At 54.6% G+C, this 21,894-nt stretch carries 21 protein-coding genes; 17 read left to right on the forward strand and 4 right to left on the reverse strand.

Annotation, left to right across the window (positions count from 1 at the left end; genetic code table 11):
* Nucleotides 1-51: 51 nt before the first annotated feature.
* A complete protein-coding gene (locus RGB73_RS10555) occupies nucleotides 52-2,040 on the reverse strand; it encodes a bifunctional 2',3'-cyclic-nucleotide 2'-phosphodiesterase/3'-nucleotidase (RefSeq protein ID WP_310771679.1) in 1,989 nt (662 codons plus the stop codon).
* 186 nt (nucleotides 2,041-2,226) lie between these two features.
* Between RGB73_RS10555 and RGB73_RS10560 the strand changes: the two genes are divergently transcribed.
* On the forward strand, nucleotides 2,227-2,802 hold the full coding sequence (locus RGB73_RS10560; RefSeq protein ID WP_310771681.1) for a BofC C-terminal domain-containing protein: 576 nt from the start codon (nucleotides 2,227-2,229) through the stop codon (nucleotides 2,800-2,802).
* A gap of 44 nt (nucleotides 2,803-2,846) precedes the next feature.
* Here the strand turns inward: RGB73_RS10560 and RGB73_RS10565 are convergent, their stop codons facing one another.
* Nucleotides 2,847-3,935: a hypothetical protein gene (locus RGB73_RS10565; protein ID WP_310771683.1), complete on the reverse strand. Its 1,089-nt coding sequence runs from the start codon at nucleotides 3,933-3,935 to the stop codon at nucleotides 2,847-2,849.
* A gap of 133 nt (nucleotides 3,936-4,068) precedes the next feature.
* Here RGB73_RS10565 and RGB73_RS10570 point away from each other — a divergent pair, with 133 nt between their 5' ends.
* From RGB73_RS10570 to yajC, 9 genes are all read left to right on the forward strand, one after another.
* Nucleotides 4,069-4,260: a hypothetical protein gene (locus tag RGB73_RS10570; protein WP_310771685.1), complete on the forward strand. Its 192-nt coding sequence runs from the start codon at nucleotides 4,069-4,071 to the stop codon at nucleotides 4,258-4,260.
* 132 nt (nucleotides 4,261-4,392) lie between these two features.
* Nucleotides 4,393-4,893: a crossover junction endodeoxyribonuclease RuvC gene (ruvC, locus tag RGB73_RS10575; protein WP_310771686.1), complete on the forward strand. Its 501-nt coding sequence runs from the start codon at nucleotides 4,393-4,395 to the stop codon at nucleotides 4,891-4,893.
* Nucleotides 4,890-5,507, forward strand: coding sequence for a Holliday junction branch migration protein RuvA (ruvA, locus tag RGB73_RS10580; protein WP_310771688.1), 618 nt, complete (start codon nucleotides 4,890-4,892; stop codon nucleotides 5,505-5,507). The genes ruvC and ruvA overlap by 4 nt, the downstream gene beginning before the upstream one ends.
* Before the next feature lie 4 nt (nucleotides 5,508-5,511).
* Nucleotides 5,512-6,510, forward strand: a complete 999-nt coding sequence (ruvB, locus tag RGB73_RS10585) for a Holliday junction branch migration DNA helicase RuvB (protein WP_310771690.1) — start codon at nucleotides 5,512-5,514, stop codon at nucleotides 6,508-6,510.
* Nucleotides 6,507-6,725 (forward strand): DUF2905 domain-containing protein, encoded by a 219-nt coding sequence (locus RGB73_RS10590; protein WP_310771692.1) that lies wholly within the window; start codon nucleotides 6,507-6,509, stop codon nucleotides 6,723-6,725. Before ruvB ends, RGB73_RS10590 begins: the two co-directional genes overlap by 4 nt.
* 177 nt (nucleotides 6,726-6,902) lie before the next feature.
* Entirely contained in the window at nucleotides 6,903-8,984 is a 2,082-nt protein-coding gene (locus RGB73_RS10595) for a SpoIID/LytB domain-containing protein (protein WP_310771694.1), read from the forward strand.
* A gap of 42 nt (nucleotides 8,985-9,026) precedes the next feature.
* The gene (gene queA, locus RGB73_RS10600; protein WP_310771696.1) at nucleotides 9,027-10,055 is read left to right on the forward strand and encodes a tRNA preQ1(34) S-adenosylmethionine ribosyltransferase-isomerase QueA; all 1,029 of its coding nucleotides are present in this window, start codon (nucleotides 9,027-9,029) and stop codon (nucleotides 10,053-10,055) included.
* A 117-nt stretch (nucleotides 10,056-10,172) separates the two neighbouring features.
* On the forward strand, nucleotides 10,173-11,303 hold the full coding sequence (gene tgt / locus RGB73_RS10605) for a tRNA guanosine(34) transglycosylase Tgt (RefSeq protein WP_310771697.1): 1,131 nt from the start codon (nucleotides 10,173-10,175) through the stop codon (nucleotides 11,301-11,303).
* Between the two features lie 15 nt (nucleotides 11,304-11,318).
* Complete coding sequence (yajC, locus tag RGB73_RS10610) at nucleotides 11,319-11,657, forward strand: preprotein translocase subunit YajC (protein ID WP_310771699.1); 339 nt, start codon at nucleotides 11,319-11,321, stop codon at nucleotides 11,655-11,657.
* Nucleotides 11,658-11,739: 82 nt separating this feature from the next.
* Here yajC and RGB73_RS10615 read toward each other — a convergent pair whose 3' ends face one another.
* Entirely contained in the window at nucleotides 11,740-12,141 is a 402-nt protein-coding gene (locus tag RGB73_RS10615) for a TIGR04086 family membrane protein (RefSeq protein ID WP_310771701.1), read from the reverse strand.
* A gap of 132 nt (nucleotides 12,142-12,273) precedes the next feature.
* Between RGB73_RS10615 and corA the strand changes: the two genes are divergently transcribed.
* Together corA and RGB73_RS10625 are read left to right on the forward strand one after the other, a co-directional pair.
* On the forward strand, nucleotides 12,274-13,251 hold the full coding sequence (gene corA / locus RGB73_RS10620) for a magnesium/cobalt transporter CorA (RefSeq protein ID WP_310771703.1): 978 nt from the start codon (nucleotides 12,274-12,276) through the stop codon (nucleotides 13,249-13,251).
* A 31-nt stretch (nucleotides 13,252-13,282) separates the two neighbouring features.
* Nucleotides 13,283-14,035 carry a DUF421 domain-containing protein gene (locus RGB73_RS10625; protein ID WP_396136184.1) on the forward strand — a complete coding sequence of 251 codons (753 nt, stop codon included), beginning with the start codon at nucleotides 13,283-13,285 and terminating at the stop codon, nucleotides 14,033-14,035.
* Nucleotides 14,036-14,037: 2 nt separating this feature from the next.
* Here RGB73_RS10625 and spoVB read toward each other — a convergent pair whose 3' ends face one another.
* On the reverse strand, nucleotides 14,038-15,624 hold the full coding sequence (gene spoVB / locus RGB73_RS10630; RefSeq protein WP_310771707.1) for a stage V sporulation protein B: 1,587 nt from the start codon (nucleotides 15,622-15,624) through the stop codon (nucleotides 14,038-14,040).
* An 87-nt stretch (nucleotides 15,625-15,711) separates the two neighbouring features.
* On the opposite strand from spoVB, the gene RGB73_RS10635 reads away from it, so the two are divergent.
* The 5 genes from RGB73_RS10635 (at nucleotide 15,712) to recJ (ending at nucleotide 21,890) form a co-directional block, all read left to right on the forward strand.
* A complete protein-coding gene (locus RGB73_RS10635; RefSeq protein ID WP_310771708.1) occupies nucleotides 15,712-15,948 on the forward strand; it encodes a post-transcriptional regulator in 237 nt (78 codons plus the stop codon).
* A 176-nt stretch (nucleotides 15,949-16,124) separates the two neighbouring features.
* On the forward strand, nucleotides 16,125-17,363 hold the full coding sequence (secD, locus tag RGB73_RS10640; RefSeq protein ID WP_310771710.1) for a protein translocase subunit SecD: 1,239 nt from the start codon (nucleotides 16,125-16,127) through the stop codon (nucleotides 17,361-17,363).
* Entirely contained in the window at nucleotides 17,353-18,264 is a 912-nt protein-coding gene (gene secF / locus RGB73_RS10645; protein WP_310771711.1) for a protein translocase subunit SecF, read from the forward strand. The genes secD and secF overlap by 11 nt, the downstream gene beginning before the upstream one ends.
* 232 nt (nucleotides 18,265-18,496) lie before the next feature.
* Nucleotides 18,497-19,402 (forward strand): cation diffusion facilitator family transporter, encoded by a 906-nt coding sequence (locus tag RGB73_RS10650; RefSeq protein WP_310771713.1) that lies wholly within the window; start codon nucleotides 18,497-18,499, stop codon nucleotides 19,400-19,402.
* 133 nt (nucleotides 19,403-19,535) lie between these two features.
* Nucleotides 19,536-21,890, forward strand: a complete 2,355-nt coding sequence (gene recJ / locus RGB73_RS10655) for a single-stranded-DNA-specific exonuclease RecJ (protein ID WP_310771715.1) — start codon at nucleotides 19,536-19,538, stop codon at nucleotides 21,888-21,890.
* Nucleotides 21,891-21,894: the final 4 nt, after the last annotated feature.

Here is a 21,894-nt window from a genome sequence, read left to right on the forward strand (position 1 = left end):
AGGACATCACAAAAAAGAAGCTGACGGCGGGCGGCCATCAGCTTCTTTTGATTACTTGGAAGCGGGTTGGGACAGATCAATGGTGTACTTGGCAAAGCCGGAATCGAGCATGCCTGCAAACTTGATGTTGGACATTTTTTCAGCATACGGTTTCGCGTCAGGAGATGTGGTGAAGGTCACATTGACTTTTGCGCTTACAGGTGCAAACGACCAGTTTTGGTCCGCAGCCGGATTGATCGTTTTTTCGCTCAGGATGTAGTCGATTACCACTTGGCGGTTTTCATCCGGCGAATCGATTACGATATTTTTGCCGTCCAGACCCGGGAAGTTGCCGCCGCCGCCTGCCCGGTAGTTGTTGGTTACAACGATGAATTTGTCTTCCGGTTTGACTGGCTTGCCGTTGTACGACAGATTTTTGATGCGGTTTGCCTTTTCGTTTTCCAATTTGCCGTCGATCGCATATTTGGATGGCTGTGTCACGTCTACTTGGTAGGTAACGCCGTCGATCACGTCAAAGTTGTAGGTAGGGAACGCTTCGTTTACCAACGGTTGCTCTGTCGTCTTGGTTACATCGATTTGGTTGAACTGGCCAGCAGAGCGCTCCAGCCACTCCTGCAGCTGAGACCCATTGATCAGAACAGCCTTCAGCGTATTCGGATAAATGTACAGGTCGGACACGTTTTTGATCGCGATCGTTCCGGCAGGGATGTTGGTGTAGTAGCTTGCGCCGTTGCGGCCGCCCGCTTTGAACGGTGCACCTGCGGACAGAACTGGAATGCCGTCGTATTCGGTGCCTTTGATGTTTTTCTCAACAAACCACTTTTGGGCATTGGTCACGATCTGGATGGAAGGATCGTCTTGGACCAAGGCAAAGTAGCTGAAGATAGGGGAAGTGGTGGTACCTACAGCGGAACGCACCCATTCCACGGTATGGTCATGGTCTTCCTTCACGGCATTGATAATGGATGGATCAGCATCCGCCAGGGAAGTCTTGTTCGTTTTGTCGTAGATCGGAACCGCTTGGGAAGCGGAATCGGTCACTTTCCATTTGCCGTTTTCTTTCGTCAAAGTCAGGTCGATGACGCCGAGGTTGTTGCCCCAGTACCCTGGCATCACGGCTGGCTTGCCGTTGATGATTCCTTTGGTACCGTCCACTCCTTGGATGTTTTCAAATCCTGGGCCAGGGAACACCAAGTGAGAGTGGCCGAAGAGAATCGCATCGATGCCGTCGATTTTGCTCAATTGATAGCTGGCGTTTTCCAGGTTCGGTGCGGAATCCACCGGGCCGAGACCGGAGTGGGCGACAGCTACGATGATGTCGGCGCCTTTCTTTTTCATTTCGGGTACGTACTTGTTGGCGGTCTCTACGATGTCCTTGGCGATGACTTTACCTTCCAGGTTCGCCTTGTCCCATTGCATGATTTGCGGAGGAACGAAGCCAATCACGCCGACTTTCAGCTTTACGTCCTTGCCGTTTTCATCTTTGAATGTGCGCTCGAGGATTTGATAAGGGGTAAACAAGTTTTTGTCGTTGTTCGGATTTTTGTCTTTATCGTCTACGTAGACGTTGGAGTTTACATAAGGGAATTTGGCGCCTTTGATGCTGCGGTTCAGATGCTCCAGGCCGAAGTTGAATTCGTGGTTGCCGATGTTGCCCAGATCGTAATTCAAAAGGTTCATGGCTTTGTATACAGGGTGGGTTTCGCCGTCTTTCAGAGGGTCGATTTTGGCTACGTAGTCGCCGAGCGGATTGCCTTGGAGCAGGTCACCGTTGTCGATCAGGATGCTGTTTTTCGCTTCTTCGCGGGCTTTCTTGATCAGCGTCGCGGTTTTGGCGAGGCCGAATTCATCCGTTTCCTTGTCTTGATAGTAATCATAGTTCACGATGTTGGTATGGATGTCAGTCGTTTCGAGCAGGCGGAGCTTGAGCGTGGGGTTGGCTTGTGCGCTTACGGGCGTGAGGGAAAAAGTAAGAGCGCTCACAACCAAAGAGGTGCTGAGAAGACAGGCAGCCAGCATTTGTTTGTTTGCTTTTTTCATTTTTTTGATAACCTCCATAAACTGTACAATTATACCAAGCAAAATAAGTTTATCATTAGAATCAAGGGATTGGTAGATATTCCTTGTGAATTTGTCGTAAAGATGCGAATCTTGAGAGATTCATGTATGCGCTCCTTCTTTGCTGGCCAGAATAGGAAGAAAAGGCAAGAGAAGGGGTTCAATCGTATGATGAAGAAAAAAGGGATGGTGTACGCCTCGTGGGCTCTCGCACTGGCGACGGGGCTGGTTGCGGGCATTGCCCTCGCGCAGGGCGACGGCAAAGAGCCAGGCGTATGGACAAGACTGGTAGCGGGGAGTCCGGGCAAAACGCTAATGGCCTCGGCAGGCTCCTACGATTTGGTACTCGCCCGCAGCTATTTGTGCGGGGTGCGAAATGAAGAACATCGGCCGGTAGAGGCTAAGCATCTCGCAGAAACGATGGCCGATTACAAAGGCTGGGAGATCGTGTCGGGAGATTCCGGAAAGCTGATTTTGATGAAGCGGGAACACGATATTTCACCCGAGTGCAAGGAGAACGGCCATTTTGGCCTGTCGGCCGACGGGATGCTTACACTGTTTCACGGAGTACCTTCCGATCAGGAGGTCGTGCAGACCTTTTACCGGATCAACACGGCCAAGATGGAAGCGAGTTTGCCAAAAGAAGAAGTAGAGAGCCTGAAACGGGGAATACGGGTGCACGACCTTGCGGAGTACAACAGCGTCCTTTCCACTTACGGCGAATTTCAATTGAGCGAAGAGTAAACAAGGCTGCCTCAAAATGGGCAGCCTTTGCCTTTTGCCTGTCGTCACCGGATGTTCACCTCTACGATTTGCCATCGCTCCCAGGGCGCATCGCGCAGCAGGAGAAACGTCCACTTTCCGGAACGCCCTTTGCCGCTCCGCTTCGTGTAGTCGACTCGGAGAGCGATCTCCGCGATCAGCGGACCGGACTGTTCGGAAGGAAGGATCTCCTTCGGCTTTCGGACCGATTCGATGTCTCGCAGCGCTTCCGGCAATGGAGCGCCATCCGTCGTCATTCGCAAGGTGTGTTCGTCGTGCTCATTCAAGGACGTGAGAAAGTAGCCGACCAAATCTTCGGGAGCCGCATTCATAATCGTCTGGGGCAGCGTGCCCGATGCTTTGAGAATCATCAGACTGTGGCTGGGGTCCGGTTCCTTGCGGCGGTGAGTCGAGCTGCCGGAAAAGTGGATGCAAAAGTGCCCGGGAAAATCGTTGCCTGCGATGGCGCCAGCCCCATGCGGCATCCCGTGCATGGACGCGGCATAGTACACACCGTCGACTTCGACGAGGATCGCCCGACGCTTCCAGCTCCATTTTCCTTGGTAAATATGCTTCATGATCCGGGTGTCGCTCTTCGTGAGGGGCTGCACATCGGCGTGGCGGCTGCCGGCCCGGCGCTGTACCAAAAAACGTTCGCCCGTCTCCAGATCGACGACCGTGGCGTACTTCATTTTCGCAAATGCATACTTGACTTTCTCCCAAGGGACCGGTTGGCCGTAGTGAGCTTTTTCGACGGTCCGCACGTATTCCTCCAATCGCTGAGCCAGCGACCCCGATAGCAGGTACCTGCGCGACTTGCTCTTGTCGTACAGCCGTCCTTCATAATCGTAGGAGAACGTTCGCCCTTTCACCTTGATCTGGGCACGGATCCAGTGATCCTGCAGGCGTGCAGGGACTGCAGGGGACCGGAGCAATTCGCGAATGAAGGCCCGGTGTTCATGGAAAGCCAGCGTCGAGACAAACGGCGAGTCGGGAGAAACCGATACGGAGATGACGATATCGTTTTCCTGAGCCGCTTCCGCCCTGCCCGGAACCAAGGATAAGATGAGGAAAGTCAACAGAATGGGCAGCCAGAGCTGCTTTGATTGACGCACCTTTTGTCACCTCCACTCCGATAGTGTTTCCACGGCAAAAAAGAAATGACGAGCAAATCTTGCCATCATAGGGCCACAGCTGATACGCCATACTGTTTTCATACGGCGCTCTTTTAAGGAGGAGTCTTTTAGCGTGTCTACAATGCCTAGAGGTAGCTACAAAGACCAGTTCCACCAGCGTTTGTACGTTCAATTGAATCAGGGACACAACAAGCTCGACTATCGGCGAATCAACATGATTCAAAGCCACATGCAGGACGTCGTCGACGACTACGCCCACATGCAGCATGATGTCTCGGATTTGCAAGGATTGAACAAACACTAGAGGAAAGACGCCGTATAGCCCGTTCCCTTCGCAGGGGGCGGGCTTCTTCGTATGCGGATGGAAATGCACGTTCGCTTTTCGGCCGCTTTGTGTTACAGTAGAAGGTAGAAACTTGTACACGGAGAGTGGGTCATGCGCATCTTAGGAATCGACCCCGGCATCGCGATCGTCGGGTTTGGGGTAGTGGATAAACAAGGAAGCCAGCTTCGTCCCGTACAGTATGGAAGCATCCAGACGGAAGCCGGATTGCCTGTGCCGCTCCGGCTCAAGCAAATTTTCGAAGCGATGCAGAGCTTGATTGAGACATATCGCCCCGATGAAATGTCAGTGGAAAAGCTGTTTTTCAACAAAAACGTGACGACCGCTTTTACGGTGGGGCAGGCGCGGGGCGTCATCTTGCTTGCGGCCGAGATGGCGGGGGTCCCCGTCTACGAGTACACCCCGATGCAGGTGAAGCAGGCGGTGACCGGATACGGGGGAGCAGAGAAAAAACAGATTCAGGAAATGACGAAGCTTCTTTTGCGGCTAAAGGAAGTGCCGAAGCCCGACGATGTGGCGGATGCGCTGGGAATTGCCATTACGCACGCACAGTTCCGCGCGTTTATTTCCATTTCGGAAGGAGTTCAGAAATGATTGATTTTGTGGAAGGTACGCTTTGCTACCTCGATTCGGAATACATAGTCGTCGAGACGGGAGGCATCGGCTACCGGCTGTTTTGCCCGAACCCGTACCAGTTTGTCCGCCATGAAGGGCACAGAGCCAAGTACTACACGCATCATCACGTGCGGGAGGATGCGATTCTGCTCTACGGCTTTGCGACCCGCGACGAACGGGACCTTTTCCGCAAGCTCCTCGACGTAAACGGCATCGGACCGAAGGGGGCTCTGGCCATTCTGGCGGCGGCTACGCCCGAGCAGATCGTGATGGCCGTACAACAGGAGAACGTCACCTACTTGACGAAATTCCCTGGCATCGGGAAAAAGACGGCGCAACGGATCATCCTGGACCTGAAGGATAAACTGGTAGGGTATACGCCGTCTGCGATCTTGACCGTGGCGGCGGGAGACCTGACAGCGGGAGAGGCGGCCGTCTCAGCTCTGAATGAAGCCTTGGAAGCGTTGGGTGCCCTCGGCTATTCGGAGGGCGAGCTGCAAAAAATCAGAAATGCGCTGTCCGAGAAATCCAAAGAGGGCGACGGCGTCGAAAAGCTCATCAAGCAAGGGCTCGCGCTGCTCATGAGGGGGTAAGACTGTGGATCAGCGAATCATTACTACCCAGATGGATTGGGAGGAAGATGCAGCGGAGCTGAGCCTCCGTCCTCGCTATTTGAACGAGTACATCGGACAGCAGCAGGTCAAGGAAAACTTGAAAATTTTCATTGAAGCAGCCAAGATGCGCAAAGAGTCCCTGGACCATGTGCTGCTGTACGGACCGCCGGGCTTGGGCAAAACGACGCTGTCGCAAATCATCGCCAATGAGCTCGGAGTGAACATTCGGACTACCTCCGGCCCCGCTATCGAACGGCCGGGAGATCTCGCCGCCATCCTGACCAATTTGCAGGAGGGGGACGTCCTCTTTATCGACGAGATCCACAGGCTGAACCGCAGTGTGGAGGAAGTGCTTTATCCGGCGATGGAGGACTTCGCGCTGGACATCATCATCGGGAAAGGCCCGAGCGCGCGCAGCGTCCGCCTGGATCTGCCGCCGTTCACGCTGGTCGGAGCGACGACGCGGGCCGGCATGCTTTCTGCGCCGCTGCGGGACCGTTTCGGCGTGGTCAACCGCCTGGAGTTTTACACGGTGCCGGAGCTGGCATTCATCGTGTCGCGGGCAGCGGACATTTTGCAGGTGATCATTCGCGAAGGCGGAGCCGAAGAGATCGCCAAGCGCTCGCGAGGCACCCCACGTGTCGCCAACCGTTTGCTCAAGCGGGTCCGTGATTTCGCGCAAGTCAAAGGCGAAGGCGTCATTACGACAGAGATCGCCCAGGAAGCGCTGGAGAGGCTGCAAGTAGACGCCTGCGGGCTTGACCATATCGACCACAAGCTGCTGCTGGCCATCATCGACCGCTTCGATGGCGGACCGGTGGGGCTGGACACGATCGCGGCGACGATCGGCGAAGAGTCGCAGACGATCGAGGATGTGTGCGAGCCATACCTGATGCAGATCGGTTTCATGCAGCGCACCCCGCGCGGGCGCGTGCTGACGCAAAGCGCATACCAACATTTTGGTCGGGAGATGAAAGAGTGAATCCGATAGCCAAGCTGCTCGTCATCGGCGGTGCCGTTTTGATTGTGATCGGACTCTTGTGGCAGGTGGGCGGCCGCTTTTTGCCGCTCGGCAGGCTGCCCGGCGACATCGTGGTGGAGAAAGAAAACGTGAAGTTTTACTTCCCGGTCGTCACCTGCATCGTCATCAGTATCGTACTGTCACTGGCGACTTACCTGTTTCGGCTGTTCAAATGAAAAACCATTGGGATTTCCTTCCCAATGGTTTTTTTGTGCGTTTCCCATAGAGGAAACGCCCAATCGCAAGAATCCCAATTTGCGAAAAAGGCAGGAGAACAGCCTGGTATTGTCGAAAAACATGGGAGAAGATGCTAATTTTCGACATTTCCAAGGAAGGGAAGGACAAAGGACGACATGTGGAAGAAATGGATGGGAAAAGTCCTTTCAGCGGGTCTGATATCGGCTGTTCTGCTCGGGGGGTACACTCCTGCACAAGCTGCGAATAAAAACATCCGGGTGGCGCTGTTTGTCGACACGGGACAGGGCTACCGTGGCGTGGTCCCGGCCGTCACACTCACGACGGAAAAAGGAATGGAAGTGACGCTGTCAGGGCCGGAAGGAAAGGCGAAGCTGCCGGGGCTCGGCGGCGACGACGCGCGCTTTCGGGTGGACGAGTTCCACTTGATCGTAGCGGAGACAAGCGACTGGAACCGTGCCCAGCAAGTGGCGCAGCAACTGAGTCAGCGCAAATACGAAGGCAGCATCCAGGTAGCGAGGCGGGGAGGACAAGTCGTTTACCAGGTGGTGAGCGGAAGCTACGGAACGTACCAGGCTGCGGCAAACCAGGCCAAGACGATCGCCTCGGCAACGGGCCAGCAGCCGGCTGTCAAAGGGCCGCTCCGCTTGGAGGCGGGCCGCTTCAACAGCCTCAAGGAAGCCCAGGATTGGCAAGAGATTTTCGGGGCATCCGGAATTTCGGCCTATCCAGTGCTGGTGGCAGACAACGGCAAAGCCTCCTACGCCGTATGGATCGGGGACGAGGTGAGCCAGGACGGGCTGAACGCCTTGGCGAAAAAGGCAGCTGCCGAAGTCCCGGGCTTTTCGTACCGCCAGCCTGCGAGCAAATCGTACGTAGTGCTGAAGCAAGACGTCTTCGGCTCCAGGGATCCGATTTGGAAGTACGTCTTTTCGCCAACCGTGAAGCTCACCATCGAACCGAATAAAGCCGGTTCCCCCTCCCTGATCGGGGTGGTCGAGCGTGAAAACCGGACGTATCGGGGAGAAATGGAAGTGTCTGATTACAAAGGCCACCTGACACTTGTCAACGAGCTGTCGATGGAGGAATATTTGTATGGGGTCGTCGGTTCGGAAATGGCTCCGGGCTGGCCGATTGAAGCCCTCAAGACACAAGCTGTGCTCGCTCGTACCAGAGCTGTCGGAACGGGCAACAAGTACGGCGTGGCGAACCTGTCTGACACAGTTTACGAGCAAGCGTACTACGGCTATACAAAAGAATCGAAAGACATCCGCAAAGCGGTGGACGATACGGAAGGCGAAGTCATTTACTATCAAGGGAAGATCGCCGAGTCCCTGTTCTATTCCAATGCAGGGGGGATGACTGCGGATGGGACGGAGGTATGGGGAAATCCAGTGCCTTACCTGCGTCCTGTCATGAGCGACGATACGTATCCGCTGGAGCAGGCCAAGGTCTGGTACCTCGTTTCCCTGGCGGACGGCACTCTCGGGTACATCCGGAGCGATCTGGTCAGAGCCACCGGGGATTCCAATGCTGTCGGGCTCCGCTATGCAGTCGTGAGCACAGACAACACGAACCTTCGCTCGGGTCCGAGCACCGCCTACCACCGCGTGCTTTCGACGCTGCCGATCGGAGCGGAAGTGACGATCGTAGCCGAAGAGCCGGAAGAAAATGCGTACTCCTGGACCCGTGGGCCGTACACGCCAGCGGAAGTTGCCGGGATGGTAAATGCGACACAAGCCAAAAACAAGGCTCCTCAAGTCTCCTCCTCGCTGAAAACGTTGCGGGTGACGGAGCGCGGGCCATCCGGACGGGTGCTGGAGATGGAGGCGGACGGCACCAAAGTAGCCGTTTCGTCGCCGGATTCGTACCGGACGGTTTTCCAGCAGGGGGCCAGCTCGCTGCGCAGCACAAAGTTTGACGTGGAGGAAATGGGGACGTTTACGATTCTGGGTGCGAACGGCAAAAGCATGAGCCATCCTGCAGGACGCGATGTGCAAGTGGTCGGTGCGGACAATTACGCTGTGTCGGCGAACGGCTACAACGACCAGTTCCTGATTTACCGGGGGGCGGATGATTGGCGTGTGGCCAGCAAGACCCAACAGTTCCTGTTTCGTGGCAACGGATTTGGCCATGGCCTCGGCGTCTCCCAGTACGGAGCGAAGGCGATGGCGGAGAGCGGGTATGACTACAAGGAGATCTTGCAACACTATTACCAGGATGTAACAATCGAGCCGTAAGCCGATAAGGCATAAGAATTCGGATAAAAGGAGAACGACATCGTGGACGTGCAGCAATTTGATTTTGAACTGCCAGAGCATTTGATTGCCCAGCACCCGTTGGAAGAGCGGACTTCTTCCCGGTTGCTGGTTCTTCGGAAAGAAACGGGAGAGATCATCCATCAGCGCTTTACGGATCTGATCGATCATCTCGTCCCGGGCGATGTGCTCGTCATGAACGACAGCCGTGTGCTCCCGGCGAGGCTGATCGGGGAGAAGGTAGAGACCGGAGCAAAGATCGAAGTGCTGTTGCTCAAATCTCTCGGCGACGATCGGTGGGAAACGTTGGTGAAGCCCGGAAAACGAGTAAAGCCGGGGACGGAGATCGTCTTCGGCAACGGTCTCTTGAGCTGTGTGTGCGAAGACGTGACCGAGACGGGCGGGCGGATCGTCCGATTCCGATATGAAGGGATTTTTTACGAGATTCTTGACCAGTTAGGGTCCATGCCGCTGCCGCCGTACATTCACGCGCAGTTGGAAGACAAGGAGCGCTATCAGACTGTTTACGCCCGCGAGCGAGGGTCTGCCGCCGCTCCGACGGCTGGCCTGCATTTCACGAAGCCGTACCTGGAGCAGATCGCGGCGAAGGGCGTTCAGCTTGCGTACATCACGCTTCACGTGGGCCTTGGAACGTTTCGGCCGGTCTCTTCAGACAATGTGGAAGAGCACGTCATGCACGCAGAATACTATGAGATTCCGGAAGAGACAGTCCGGATCGTCAACAGCGCCAAGGAGCAGGGCAGAAGGGTAATCGCAGTCGGCACCACCTCCTGCAGGACGCTGGAGACTGTCGGAAAGGCGAACGGCGGCAAGCTGACGGCAACTTCGGGCTGGACCGACATCTTCATTTATCCAGGGTACACCTTCTCCATTCTGGACGGACTTTTGACGAACTTCCATTTGCCCAAGTCGACGCTGGTAATGCTCGTGAGCGCCTTGGCGGGAAAAGACAACGTCATGCGCGCATACAAGAGTGCCGTGCAGGAAGAGTACCGCTTCTTCAGTTTTGGCGATGCCATGCTGATTTTGTAAAAAAATCGAACATATTCGTATTCGATTATATATCCCGCGGGTATGTGGGTTTACTTCATTGAGAGATTTTCTTATAATAGGTAAGACTTACATACATAGCTTGAGGAGTGCAAAGAGTTGGCTGTACGCTACGAATTGATCAAAACATGCAAGCAAACCGGTGCACGTCTCGGCAAACTGCATACGCCGCACGGGACGATCGACACCCCTGTCTTTATGCCGGTCGGCACGCAGGCAACGGTAAAAACCATGAGCCCTGAAGAGCTCAAGGCGATGGGCGCAGGGATTATTCTCAGCAATACGTACCATCTGTTTTTGCGTCCTGGACATGAAATTGTTCGGGAAGCGGGCGGGCTGCACGGATTCATGAACTGGGACCGCGCGATTCTGACGGATTCCGGCGGCTTTCAGGTCTTTAGTTTGAGCAATTTGCGCAAAATAACGGAAGAGGGGGTTTCCTTCCGTTCCCATCTGAACGGGGAGAAGCTGTTTATCGGTCCGGAAGAGGCCACCCAGATCCAAAATGCGCTTGGTGCCGATATTTTCATGGCGTTTGATGAGTGCGCTCCTTATCCGGCGGACTACGATTACGTCCAGAAATCGATGGAGCGTACCACCCGTTGGGCAGAGCGCTGCCTGAAAGCGCACACACGCCCGAATGAGCAGGCGCTGTTTGGCATCGTACAGGGCGGGATGTACCACGATCTGCGCGCACAAAGTGCCCGCGATCTCGTTTCCATGGACTTTCCGGGTTACGCGGTCGGCGGACTGAGCGTAGGGGAGCCTTTCTCGTTGATGTACGAGGTCTTGGAGAGCACGGTTCCGCTGCTGCCGGCGAACAAGCCGCGCTACTTGATGGGAGTTGGATCGCCTGACGCTTTGATCGACGGCGCCATACGCGGAATCGACATGTTCGACTGCGTACTGCCTACACGCATCGCCCGAAATGGGACGTGCATGACAAGCCAGGGACGCTTGGTGATTCGCAATGCGAAGTACGCCCGGGATTTTACCCCGCTGGATCCGAATTGCGATTGCTACACCTGCAAGAATTATACTCGTGCTTACATCCGACATCTGGTCAAGTCGGAGGAAACCTTCGGGATTCGTTTGACGACGTATCACAATCTGCACTTCCTCGTGAAGCTGATGGAGAATGTCCGCCAGGCGATTGCCGAAGACCGTTTGCAAGATTTCCGCGACCAGTTTTTCGCTCAATATGGATTGGGTGAAGATAGATCTTTTTAATCGAGGGGGATTTACATGGATGGCTTGACAAATTTTTTACCGATTATCATCATGTTTGTGATCTTTTACTTCCTGCTGATTCGTCCGCAGCAAAAGAAGGCGAAGCAGCGCAACGCCATGCTGGCCGCTGTGAAAAAGGGTGACAAGATCGTCACCATCGGCGGCATGCACGGAACCATTCAAGATCTGACAGACGACACAGTGACCCTGCGCGTAGCCCACAACGTAAACGTGACGTTCGACCGCGGCGCGATCAACAGTGTGGTTTCCGCGAGCAATGCGGCTCCTGCGAAGACAGAGCCTGCGAAAGCGGAACCTGTCAAAGCGGAAGAAGCGAGCGAAGAAGCGAAATAATCATCATAAAGAAAAAGCAGATGGGGCAGCCCATCTGCTTTTTCCATGTGTGAATCCGACCTTTTGCGGGTGTGGCCGTCAGCTATCGTCTCGGCTTGACTCCTCTGGGCTTGTGGCTGGAGTTGATAGAATTGACGCCGAGAATGCCGCCGACACCGGCCAGGGCAAAGGCGGCGATCAGGTAGAGGAGCGTTCCCCACTTCATCGGAGCATCAAAGCCGAGAAAACCGATGAGCAGCACGAGAATGAAATAGGTCAGTCCGGTCAGCCCTCCATAGTACCAGCCTCTCCCTCCGCAGCGCCGCCCTGTCACATACCCGCCAATCAACAGCCCGATAGCGTTAATCACGTACGTAAAATAAGGCAGCGAGCTTTCGCGCAAATTGGTAAAACTAAGAAGAAAGGTGGCAAGCAGCGCTCCGATCAAGACGAGACCGAGCGTATACAAAAGACCTGTCAGCACAGAGGTGGAAGCACTTCGCACGGTATAACCCCCTCACTGGTCAACTGTTTGTACCATCTATATGAAAGGCTTGGTCCACGTATTCATCTTCGCGTTGAACATTGAAAGGAATTTTCGTATGATGGATGGGGAACAAGACGGGGGTGAGGAAAGATGATTAAAACGTACTTTTACAACCACTCTGAACAGAAGATGTTTCACGACGTTGATCTGGCAACCAAGGATCAATGGCTGAAATCACCGGAGGACCTGCTCTGGATCGATCTGTACGACGTGGGCAACAACGAGCTTCCCTATATTGCCAAGATCTTCGACTTTCACCCGCTGGCAATTGAGGACTGCCTGCACGTCAGTCCGCGTGCTAAGGTAGACAAGTACGACGATTACTATTTCTTCGTCTTTCACGCCCTGCGTTACAACGAAGAAAGCGATGACGAAATTACGACAGTAGAGCTGAACGTATTTCTCGGACCGAACTACATCGTCACGATCCACAAATCACCGATGAACACCATCGGCCGGATCGCAGCTATGTGCCACCGCAATATTTCGTTCCTCAATCGCGGACCGGATTATTTGTTGTACGCGATCGTGGACGGGATCACCGATGAGTATTTCCCCATCATCGACCGGATCAGTGTGCGGATTGACGAGCTGGAAGACGAAATTTACGAGCATCAAATGGAAGAGATCACGGAAGAATTCTTGGCGCTGAAGCGAACGATTATTTTGATTCGTCGCGTGATTATGCCGCAGAAGCGCATTTTTGCGAATGTGAATGGCCGTTATTCATTTGATATTTCCGAGGAGAACGTTCCGTTTTACAGTGACTTGACCGACCATCTGGAGCGGATCGCAGACTCGACTGAGACGTTCCGCGATCTGGTGAACGGCGCTTTGGATACGTACTATACGATCATCAGCGCCAAAACGACGGAAACGATGCGAGTGCTCACCATCATTTCCACGATCATTCTGCCGCTTACGTTCATAACGGGCCTGTTCGGGATGAACACCTTCGCTTGGCTGGGTGAAGAGGCAGAGCCGTACATGCTGGTCGTGGCACTGGTCATTATGCTCGCGATGACGTTTGCCATGCTGCACATCTTCCGCAAGCGCAAGTGGCTGTAATTGGCTCTAATAGTTGCCCCCCTCAAAGCAAATGACTAGTAGCAAATGTCCAGAGGGGGGCGTCCTTGTGGAAGACCTGTCAACAGCGTTGCTCCGCACCCTGTTTTCGTACCTGTTTCTGCTGGTGATCTTGCGCCTGATGGGAAAACGGGAACTGGGGAAGATGTCTGTTTTCGATGTTGTCATCTCCATCATGCTTGCAGAGATGGCCGTGCTGGCGATCGAAGACGTCAATAAACCGGCCTTTCTGTATTACATACCGATGCTGCTGATTGCTCTTTTGGAAATCGTCATGGCGTACATTTCCCTGAAGAACAAAAAGATCCGGGACGTGGTGGACGGCTCCGCCGACATCATTATCGAAAACGGGGAAATCAGGGAGCATGCGCTGCGGAGAAACCGTCTGAACATGGACGATCTCATGGTGCACCTGCGGCAGAAAAACGTGAAGAACATTGCCGATGTGGAATTCGCATTGCTGGAGCCGACCGGACAGATGAGCGTCTTTCTGAAGCAGCCGAAAGAGCCGGTCACCCGGGAGGATCTGCAGATCCCGAGAAGCAATCCTGTCGGTACCGTGACCTACAAAGGGCTGCCGATTCCGCTCATCCTCGATGGGAAAGTCCGGAGTGAAGCGCTGCGCAAAATCGGGCAAAATGAGCTGTGGCTCAAGCGGGAAATCCGCAAGTACGGCATCAAAGACATCAGGGAAGTGTCGTTTTGCAGCATCGATGATCGAGGGATCATGTACTTGGACAAAAAAGACAAATCGCCGCTGCAGTGACATCAGCGGCGAGGAAAAAACACGGCCAGTTGTTCGCCGATCCAGGGGATTCGGCGGACATCTTGTTTGCCCAGCACTCTCATCGCCACGAGCAGCACGAGGTAAAGCATGGTGCTCGCAGCCGTGCAGACGAGCAGGAGCCGTCCCACGTGCTCATCGGCAAACCAATGTTTGGCCATATATGAGCCGGCGTAGCCCATCGCAAGCATCGCTGCCCCGATTTTGCCGAATTCGGCGAAATTGATGGTAAAGCCGATTTTTTTGATCAGGCTGGCGAAGTGCAGCAGCGTGACGAGCGTGATGCCGATATTCAAAGCGATGACGGCACCGTGAATGCCAAAGGCGGGCTGAGCGGTAAAGAGAAACATGGCGGCCGTCTTGACGATAGCACCGATCAAGGTGTTGCGGAAGACGACCTGAGCGAAGTCCAGGCCCTGCAAGGCGGCGGCAAGCGGCGCCTGAAAGAAGAGGAAGACCGAAAACGGGGCCATCTCTTTGAGCAGGATGCCGACTTCCTTGAACTGCGTTCCGTAGATCAGTCCGCACAGCGGCTCGGCGAAAATCGTCAGCAATACCGTGCAGGGTGCTCCTATCACGAGTGTGATCCGCATCGATTGATAGATGCGACGATGCACGAGGGGAGCATTATTTTGATAGGCGGCCTCCGCTACGGCAGGAACGAGAGAAACGGACAAGGAATACGTAAGAAAAGTGGGGAACATCAAAAGCGGTACGGCCATGCCCGCGAATTGTCCGTACAGTCCCGTAGCATTCGAGGTAGAATAGCCTGCGAGAACGAGCGCCATGGGTACGATCATCGGCTCCAGCACGTAAGCGATCGAACCGATTATCCGGCTCATGGTAACCGGCAGGGCCACGTGAATTAATTGGCGCAGACTTGCTTTTGTCGCGGAAACCGCCTGGTACAAAGGTACCGTGAGGAGCTTGGCGGCGGTTTTTTTGCTTCCTTTCCGGTACTGCCACAGAATGTACAGAAGTCCCGCTGCCTCTCCACAGATGATGCTGGCGACGGCCCCTGCAGTCGCGTATTCCACGCCTGCAGATAGAAACGAGATGGTCATGACGACGACCAGTGCCATCCTCACGACCTGTTCCACCAGTCCGGATACCGCTGTTGGTACCATGTTTTGCTTGCCCTGGAAGTAACCTCTCAGCACGAGGGAAATGCTGGCGATCGGAATGACGGGAATCGCGGCCAGCATGACGATGTGCGCACGGGGGTCGGCAAACAGGCCACTGGAAATCCAGCGGGAAAACAACAGGAGAATCGAGCAGACCACCAAGCTGATGCCGCCTGCCACCGAGAGCGCCAGGATCAGGAAGCGGCGCGTCAAGCGTGGGTTATTGGCGGCTTCCGTCTCAGCCACTTGCTTGGCGATGGCGACAGGGAGCCCGAATGTCGTCACCGTGATCAGAAAGTACAGGAGGGGCACGACCATCTGATACAGCCCCATGCCTTCCGAGCCGATGATCCGGGAAAGGACGATTCTGTGGGCAAAGCCGAAGATTTTGGTAATGCCGCCTGCGATGATGAGGATGACCGTCCCGTAAAAGAATGACTGTCTCATGGAAGGCTCCTTTGCAAGGAAATTCACTTAGTAAAGAATATGGACGTGCCGGTGTCGGCATGACTACTTTGGGGAGGGAAACAAAAGATGGACAAAGCGGAAAAAGATCGTTGGTATCGGCACGTTTCGGGAATTTGCCAAAGCAAGGCGGAGGAGTTTGCCCTGCTCGGCTATGAAAATGTGACGGCAGAAGACGTATGGGAGTGCGTCAGCCATGCGTACAAGGAAATACCGCCGATGCACCGCCTGGTCAATGACGTCCTGTCCCTGAAGCCAAACAAGTACATGAACTACCTGATGATTCAAATGTATCGCAATTCATGATGAAACTTTCTTGCCCGGTATCCGTATGTAAGAGAATCCGCCAGGATAAGGGGTTGGTTACCATGGTTCGCCTTTCCAGCAATAATTGACACGTTTTTTCATACTTCGCTATAATGGGCATATTGGTTTCCCGTCGGAGGGCGGGACCCTGCTTAAGAAAGAGGGGTATTACTGCGATGATAAAATGGGGAAGATTCCTCCTGTTTCTGGTCGTTGTCGCTTTACTGGGTACACTCATGGCGACGACAACTACGCAGGTGGCAAAGAACATCACACTCGGTCTGGACCTGCAGGGCGGGTTTGAGATTCTTTATGAAGTAGAGCCTTTGGAGGCGAATCACCCGGTCGATATCGAGCTGCTGAAGTCGACCGCACACATGATTGAGAAGCGCATCAACATCGGTGGCGTGGCTGAGCCCGTCGTCACTACCGAACTTCCAAACCGGATCCGCGTTCAGATCGCGTCACAGTCGGCGGATCAGGACAAGCTTCGCGAGCTGATCGGCCGTCCGGCAGTGCTGACCTTCCGTGACGAGTCCGGAAAGACCATCCTGCGCGGAAGCGATTTGGCTCCGAACGGCGCGGCTGTCGGTTACGACGATTTGAAACGTCCGCTGGTTACCGTGAAATTTTCTGATGCGAAAAAGCTGGAAGATGTTACCCGTGCGAATTTGCACAAACGCATGGCGATTTACCTGGATGAAAACTTGCAAACCAATCCGACCATTCAGGCGGTCATCACGGGAGGCAGCGCACAGATCACGGGTAACTACACGCAAGAGTCCGCCCAAGAATTGGCTGACCTGCTGAACTCCGGCGCCATGCCAGCGAAGCTGACCGAGAAGCAAGTAACGTCAGTAGGCGCTACGCTGGGTGCTTTGGCTCTGCAAAAGACGGTCTATGCCGGGTATATCGGCGCGGCGTTGATCTTCCTGTTCATGCTGTTCGTCTATCGGATGCCTGGCATGATCGCGAACATCACGTTGGCAGGGTTTACCTACTTCTGTATGGTCGTGCTTGACTGGATGCACGCGACGCTCACGCTGCCGGGGATTGCCGGCTTCATTCTGGCGGTCGGGATCGCGGTCGACGCGAACATCATTACGTACGAACGGATCCAGGAAGAAATTCGCTCCGGAAAAACGATTCTGTCCGCTTTCCGTGCCGGCGAACGACGTTCCCTGATTACGATTATCGACGCACATGTGACGACGCTGATCGCCACAGGCGTCCTGTTCTACTTCGGTACGAGCTCCGTTCAAGGCTTTGCCGTGGTCCTGGCCATGACGATCATCGTCAGCATCATCACCAACGTGTTTGGGTCTCGCTTCCTCCTTTGGCTGGTAGTCCGTTCCAACATGTTTAAAAAGCCGTTCTGGTTCGGAGTAAAGGAGAGTGAGATCGGTGAGCTTTAATGCAGAAAACACGGTTGTCCGCTTTGACATCGTAAAGAACCGCCGGAAGTTTTTTATCGGTTCTTCCGTGATTATTATTTTGGGATTGCTGTTCATTCTGTTCTCGGGCATGCACCTCGGTGTTGACTTTAAAGCAGGTACGCGTCTCGACCTGTTTATCGGTAAACAATTCAACCCTGAAGACGTAGAGACGGTCATCAAGCAGGAGGTTCCGGACGTCGTCTTTACGAAAGTGACGCCTTACGGGACGAACCAGGCTTTCACCCGCTTTGACCAAACGATTTCGTCGGATACCATGATGAAGCTGGAAACAGCCTTGAAGAAAAAGTTTGGGGATCAGGTCACCAAGCAGGTTTCTTCCGTCGATCCAGCGATTGCCCGTGAAATGGTGAAGAAGGCGGCGATCGCCGTTTCGATTGCTGCGATCGGGATCGTCATCTACATCGCGATCCGCTTTCAATGGTTGTTCGGGATTGCCACCGTCATCGGGCTGATCCATGACGTGTTTATCCCGATTGCGCTCTTCTCGGTATTCAGGCTGGAAGTGGACATTACGTTCATCGCAGCGCTGTTGACGATTCTCGGTTACTCGATCAACGACAAGATCGTTATTTTTGACCGGATTCGGGAAAACCTGAGAACGATGAAGTCCAAAACCATTCCGGATCTGGAGCATCTGGTCAACGTGTCACTCTGGCAAACGATGCGCCGTTCCGTATACACGGTAGCGACCGTATTCTTCACAGCATTGGCTCTGGCCGTGCTGGGAAGCGAGAGCATTCGCAACTTCTCCCTGGCCCTCTTGTTCGGTCTGGTGAGCGGTACGTACTCCTCGATCTTTATCGCGGCGCAAATTTGGGTAAACCTGAAAGAACGAAATATGAAAAAGAAAAATGGATAACTCGTCTGTCTATCGCAGATGACGCACATACACCGCGGGGGCGCTTCCCCCGCGGTTTTTCGCTCTTCTTGGGGGTGATTTCGACCAACGAGCCTGGTTTGCTCTTTACAGTCACAGGCAGGTCCATTTGATACTGGTAATAATTTATGAGATTCTTATCCAGTATAAGGGAAACGAAGGCTCTCACACAGGTCTGGCGAAGTCAGTTTTTCCAAGAGAGGAGGAGGTTGCTATGGCGGATGACCGCTTGGCGAAAGCGCAGTTTGGCGCATGGGTCGGGATCATAGGGAATCTGGCGTTGGCAGGAGTCAAGCTCGTCGTCGGTTTGCTAGCCAAATCGCAGGCGATGATCGCCGATTCCGTCCATTCTGCATCGGATGTCGTCGGATCGGTCGCGGTGCTGATCGGCATTCGGGCAGCAGAACGCCCTCCAGATGAAGACCATCCGTACGGGCACGGGAAGGCTGAGTCGATTTCGGCCATTATCGTTTCGGTGCTGCTAGTCGTAGTCGGTTTTGAAATCGGCATCTCTTCCATCAAATCGTTTTTCTCTCCCGTCGAAGCGCCTGGCTTTCTCGCCGTGTGGGCTGCGATCGGTTCCATGGTGGTCAAGGAAGCGATGTTTCGTTACAAGTACAATCTCGGCAAAAAGCTGAACAGCCAGTCGCTCATCGCCAATGCGTGGGAGCATCGTTCGGACGTGTACTCTTCCTTTGCCGCCCTGGTCGGGATTGGAGGAGCCATTCTGGGAGAATGGCTGGGTGTGCCCTGGATGCTGTACCTCGACCCGGCTGCAGGTGTTTTTGTCTCTGCTCTGGTGTTGAAAATGTCGTACAACATCATGATGGAGTCGATTCACAGTACGCTCGACCACGTTCTGCACGAAGAAGATACGGTGGAGTTCCGTCAAACGATCGAGAGCGTTCCCGGCGTCATGCGCATCGATACGTTGCGTGCCAGGGAAACAGGGCACTATCTCATCATTGACGTCAAAATCGGGGTAAACCCGCACATCAGTGTGGAAGAAGGGCACCGAGTCGGCAAGCACGTCAAACAAGAGCTGCTGGACCACTTTCCGCAAGTGCGCGACGTATTTGTCCATATCAATCCGTACGATCCGTTGCCGACAGCACCGTAGGATCCGTCCGTTTTCACGGGTGCGTACCGTGGAGGGGGGGTTCCCGGAAGGGTCCTTGCGCCAAGGTATGGTTATGCAGTTGTCAGTCTCCTGCTCCATCCTCTATAATGAATGAGGATTGGAGGCGTGCTCATTGTTGAAAGCGAAAACACGCTGGCAACTGGCGGCTTACGACGAGCAGTTGGCGGCGGCGATTGCTGCCGAGTGTCAGTTGACACCGCTCGTATCCAAGCTGCTGGTGATTCGCGGCATTGATTCACCACAGAAGGCTCGAGAGTTTCTCGAAGCCGGTCCGGAGCTTTTTCATGATCCGTTTCTTTTGGATGGCATGGAGAAAAGCGTGCATCGCATCAAACAGGCTATCGAGAACAAAGAGCCGATTTGCATTTATGGAGATTACGACGCTGACGGCGTCAGTTCCACTTCACTCATGGTTCACCTGTTGCGCCAACTGGGTGCAGTCTTCGATTATTACATTCCCAACCGCTTTACGGAAGGATACGGGTTACATAAAGACGCTTTGGCTCAGCTGCATCGGGACGGATACAAGCTGATCATTACGGTCGATACCGGGATCAGTGCGGTAGACCAGGTCGAATTCGCCAAACAACTGGGCCTTGAGGTCATCGTAACCGACCACCACGAACCTCCGGCAGTCATCCCGGAGGCATTTGCTGTGATCAACCCGAAGAAGCCAGGCTGCACGTATCCGTTTGACATGCTGGCGGGTGTCGGAGTGGCCTTCAAGCTGGGGCATGCCCTGCTGGGCGAGGCACCGCTGCACTTGGCGGATTTGGCCGCTCTGGGGACGATTGCCGATCTGGTTCCGCTGGTCGATGAAAATCGGATATTGGCGCGGGCGGGATTGAAACGGCTGAATCAGACTCGCAACATCGGGCTGCAGGCCTTGATTCGCGTATGCGGGCTCTCGGACAGCGAGCTGTCTGCGGGGCACGTCGGGTTTGCCCTCGGGCCGCGCTTGAATGCCAGTGGACGGCTGGAAACGGCGGAATCGGCGGTCAAGCTGTTGACGACGGAAGATCTGGAGGAAGCCGAGCGCTGCGCTCAGGCGTTGGACGATTTAAACCGGGAGCGTCAAGAGCTGGTCCAGTCGATGACGGAAGAAGCGATCCAGATGGTCCGCGAGCAGTTCCCGCCCGATGAGCATCACGTCCTGGTAGTGGCAAAAGAAGGCTGGAACGTGGGAGTCGTCGGAATCGTCGCTTCCCGCCTGGTCGAGACCTTTTACCGGCCGACGATCGTCCTGGGCATCGATCCGGAAAAAGGAACGGCCAAAGGCTCCGCGCGCAGCATCGCCGGCTTTGACATGTACGAAGCATTGACTGCTTGCAAGGAGTGGCTTCCGCACTTCGGCGGGCATACGATGGCTGCGGGAATGACGCTGCCGGTCGAAAACCTCGGCCCTTTGCGACAGCGGCTGAACGAGCTGGCGGGTGAGTGGCTGGCCCCCGACGACTTCACACCGCTGACTAAGGTAGACGTCTCCATGGACATTCAGGAAATCAGTCTGGAGGCTGCTCAGCAGCTGGAGATGCTGGCTCCGTACGGGATGGGGAATCCGACGCCGCTGATCATGCTCGAGGACGTGGAGACATCCGGCATGCGCACGATCGGCCGCGATGACAACCATTTGAAATGCTCCTTGCAAAAAGGGAGCACGACCGTGGATGCCATCGGTTTTAACTGGGCGCACGTCACGAAAAAGGTGACGCCAAAGGCAAAATTCCGCGTGCTGGGCGAGCTGTCGGTCAACGAATGGAACGGCAACCGCAAGCCGCAGCTGACGATCCGCGATTTGGCGGTTTTGCATCAGCAAGTCTTCGATTGGCGGGGAAGCCGGGACAAGTGGGAAAAATGGCTGCAAATTGCGAGCGAGCCCCATTCCCTTACGGTGCTGTTTCGCGAGGAAAGCTACGACTGGTTTGCTTCCAGAGCGTCCGAGGAACAGATCAAAAACGTGCTGTACGCGGGTGCAGACATGGAAGGCAGCTCTTTGCCGGACCTGCAAAACGTCGTTCTGTACGATCTGCCCAAGCGCCGTTCTGACATGCAGGCCGTTCTTTCGCGGGTACAAGGGGCCGAACGAATCTACTGCCTGTTCGGAGATCCCGATTTGGGCATGGAACGGCTGTCTTGCCCTGGACGGGAGCACTTTAAGCAGCTCTACCAGTTTCTCGTGCAAGTGCCGGTCGTCCAGCACATGCACCTGGACGCGCTTGCACGCAAGCTCAAATGGAAGCGCGGCCTTCTTGACGGCATGCTCGGGATTTTTATGGAGCTGGAGCTGCTGACCGAAGAGCCGGGACAGTATCGGCTGCAAAACCCTTCGGGGAAAAGGCCGCTGGAAAGCTCGCGTCTGTACCTGGCCTGGAAGGAAGAGGCGGAGTTGGCAACGGATCTGCTGTTGTCCTCTTCGGATGAATTGATTCGCACGTTTCAACAGTTGGTGGAACCTGCCACCATTTAGGAGG

The organism is Brevibacillus brevis (genome assembly GCF_031583145.1).
In the GTDB taxonomy this organism is placed as follows: Bacteria; Bacillota; Bacilli; order Brevibacillales; family Brevibacillaceae; genus Brevibacillus; species Brevibacillus brevis_E.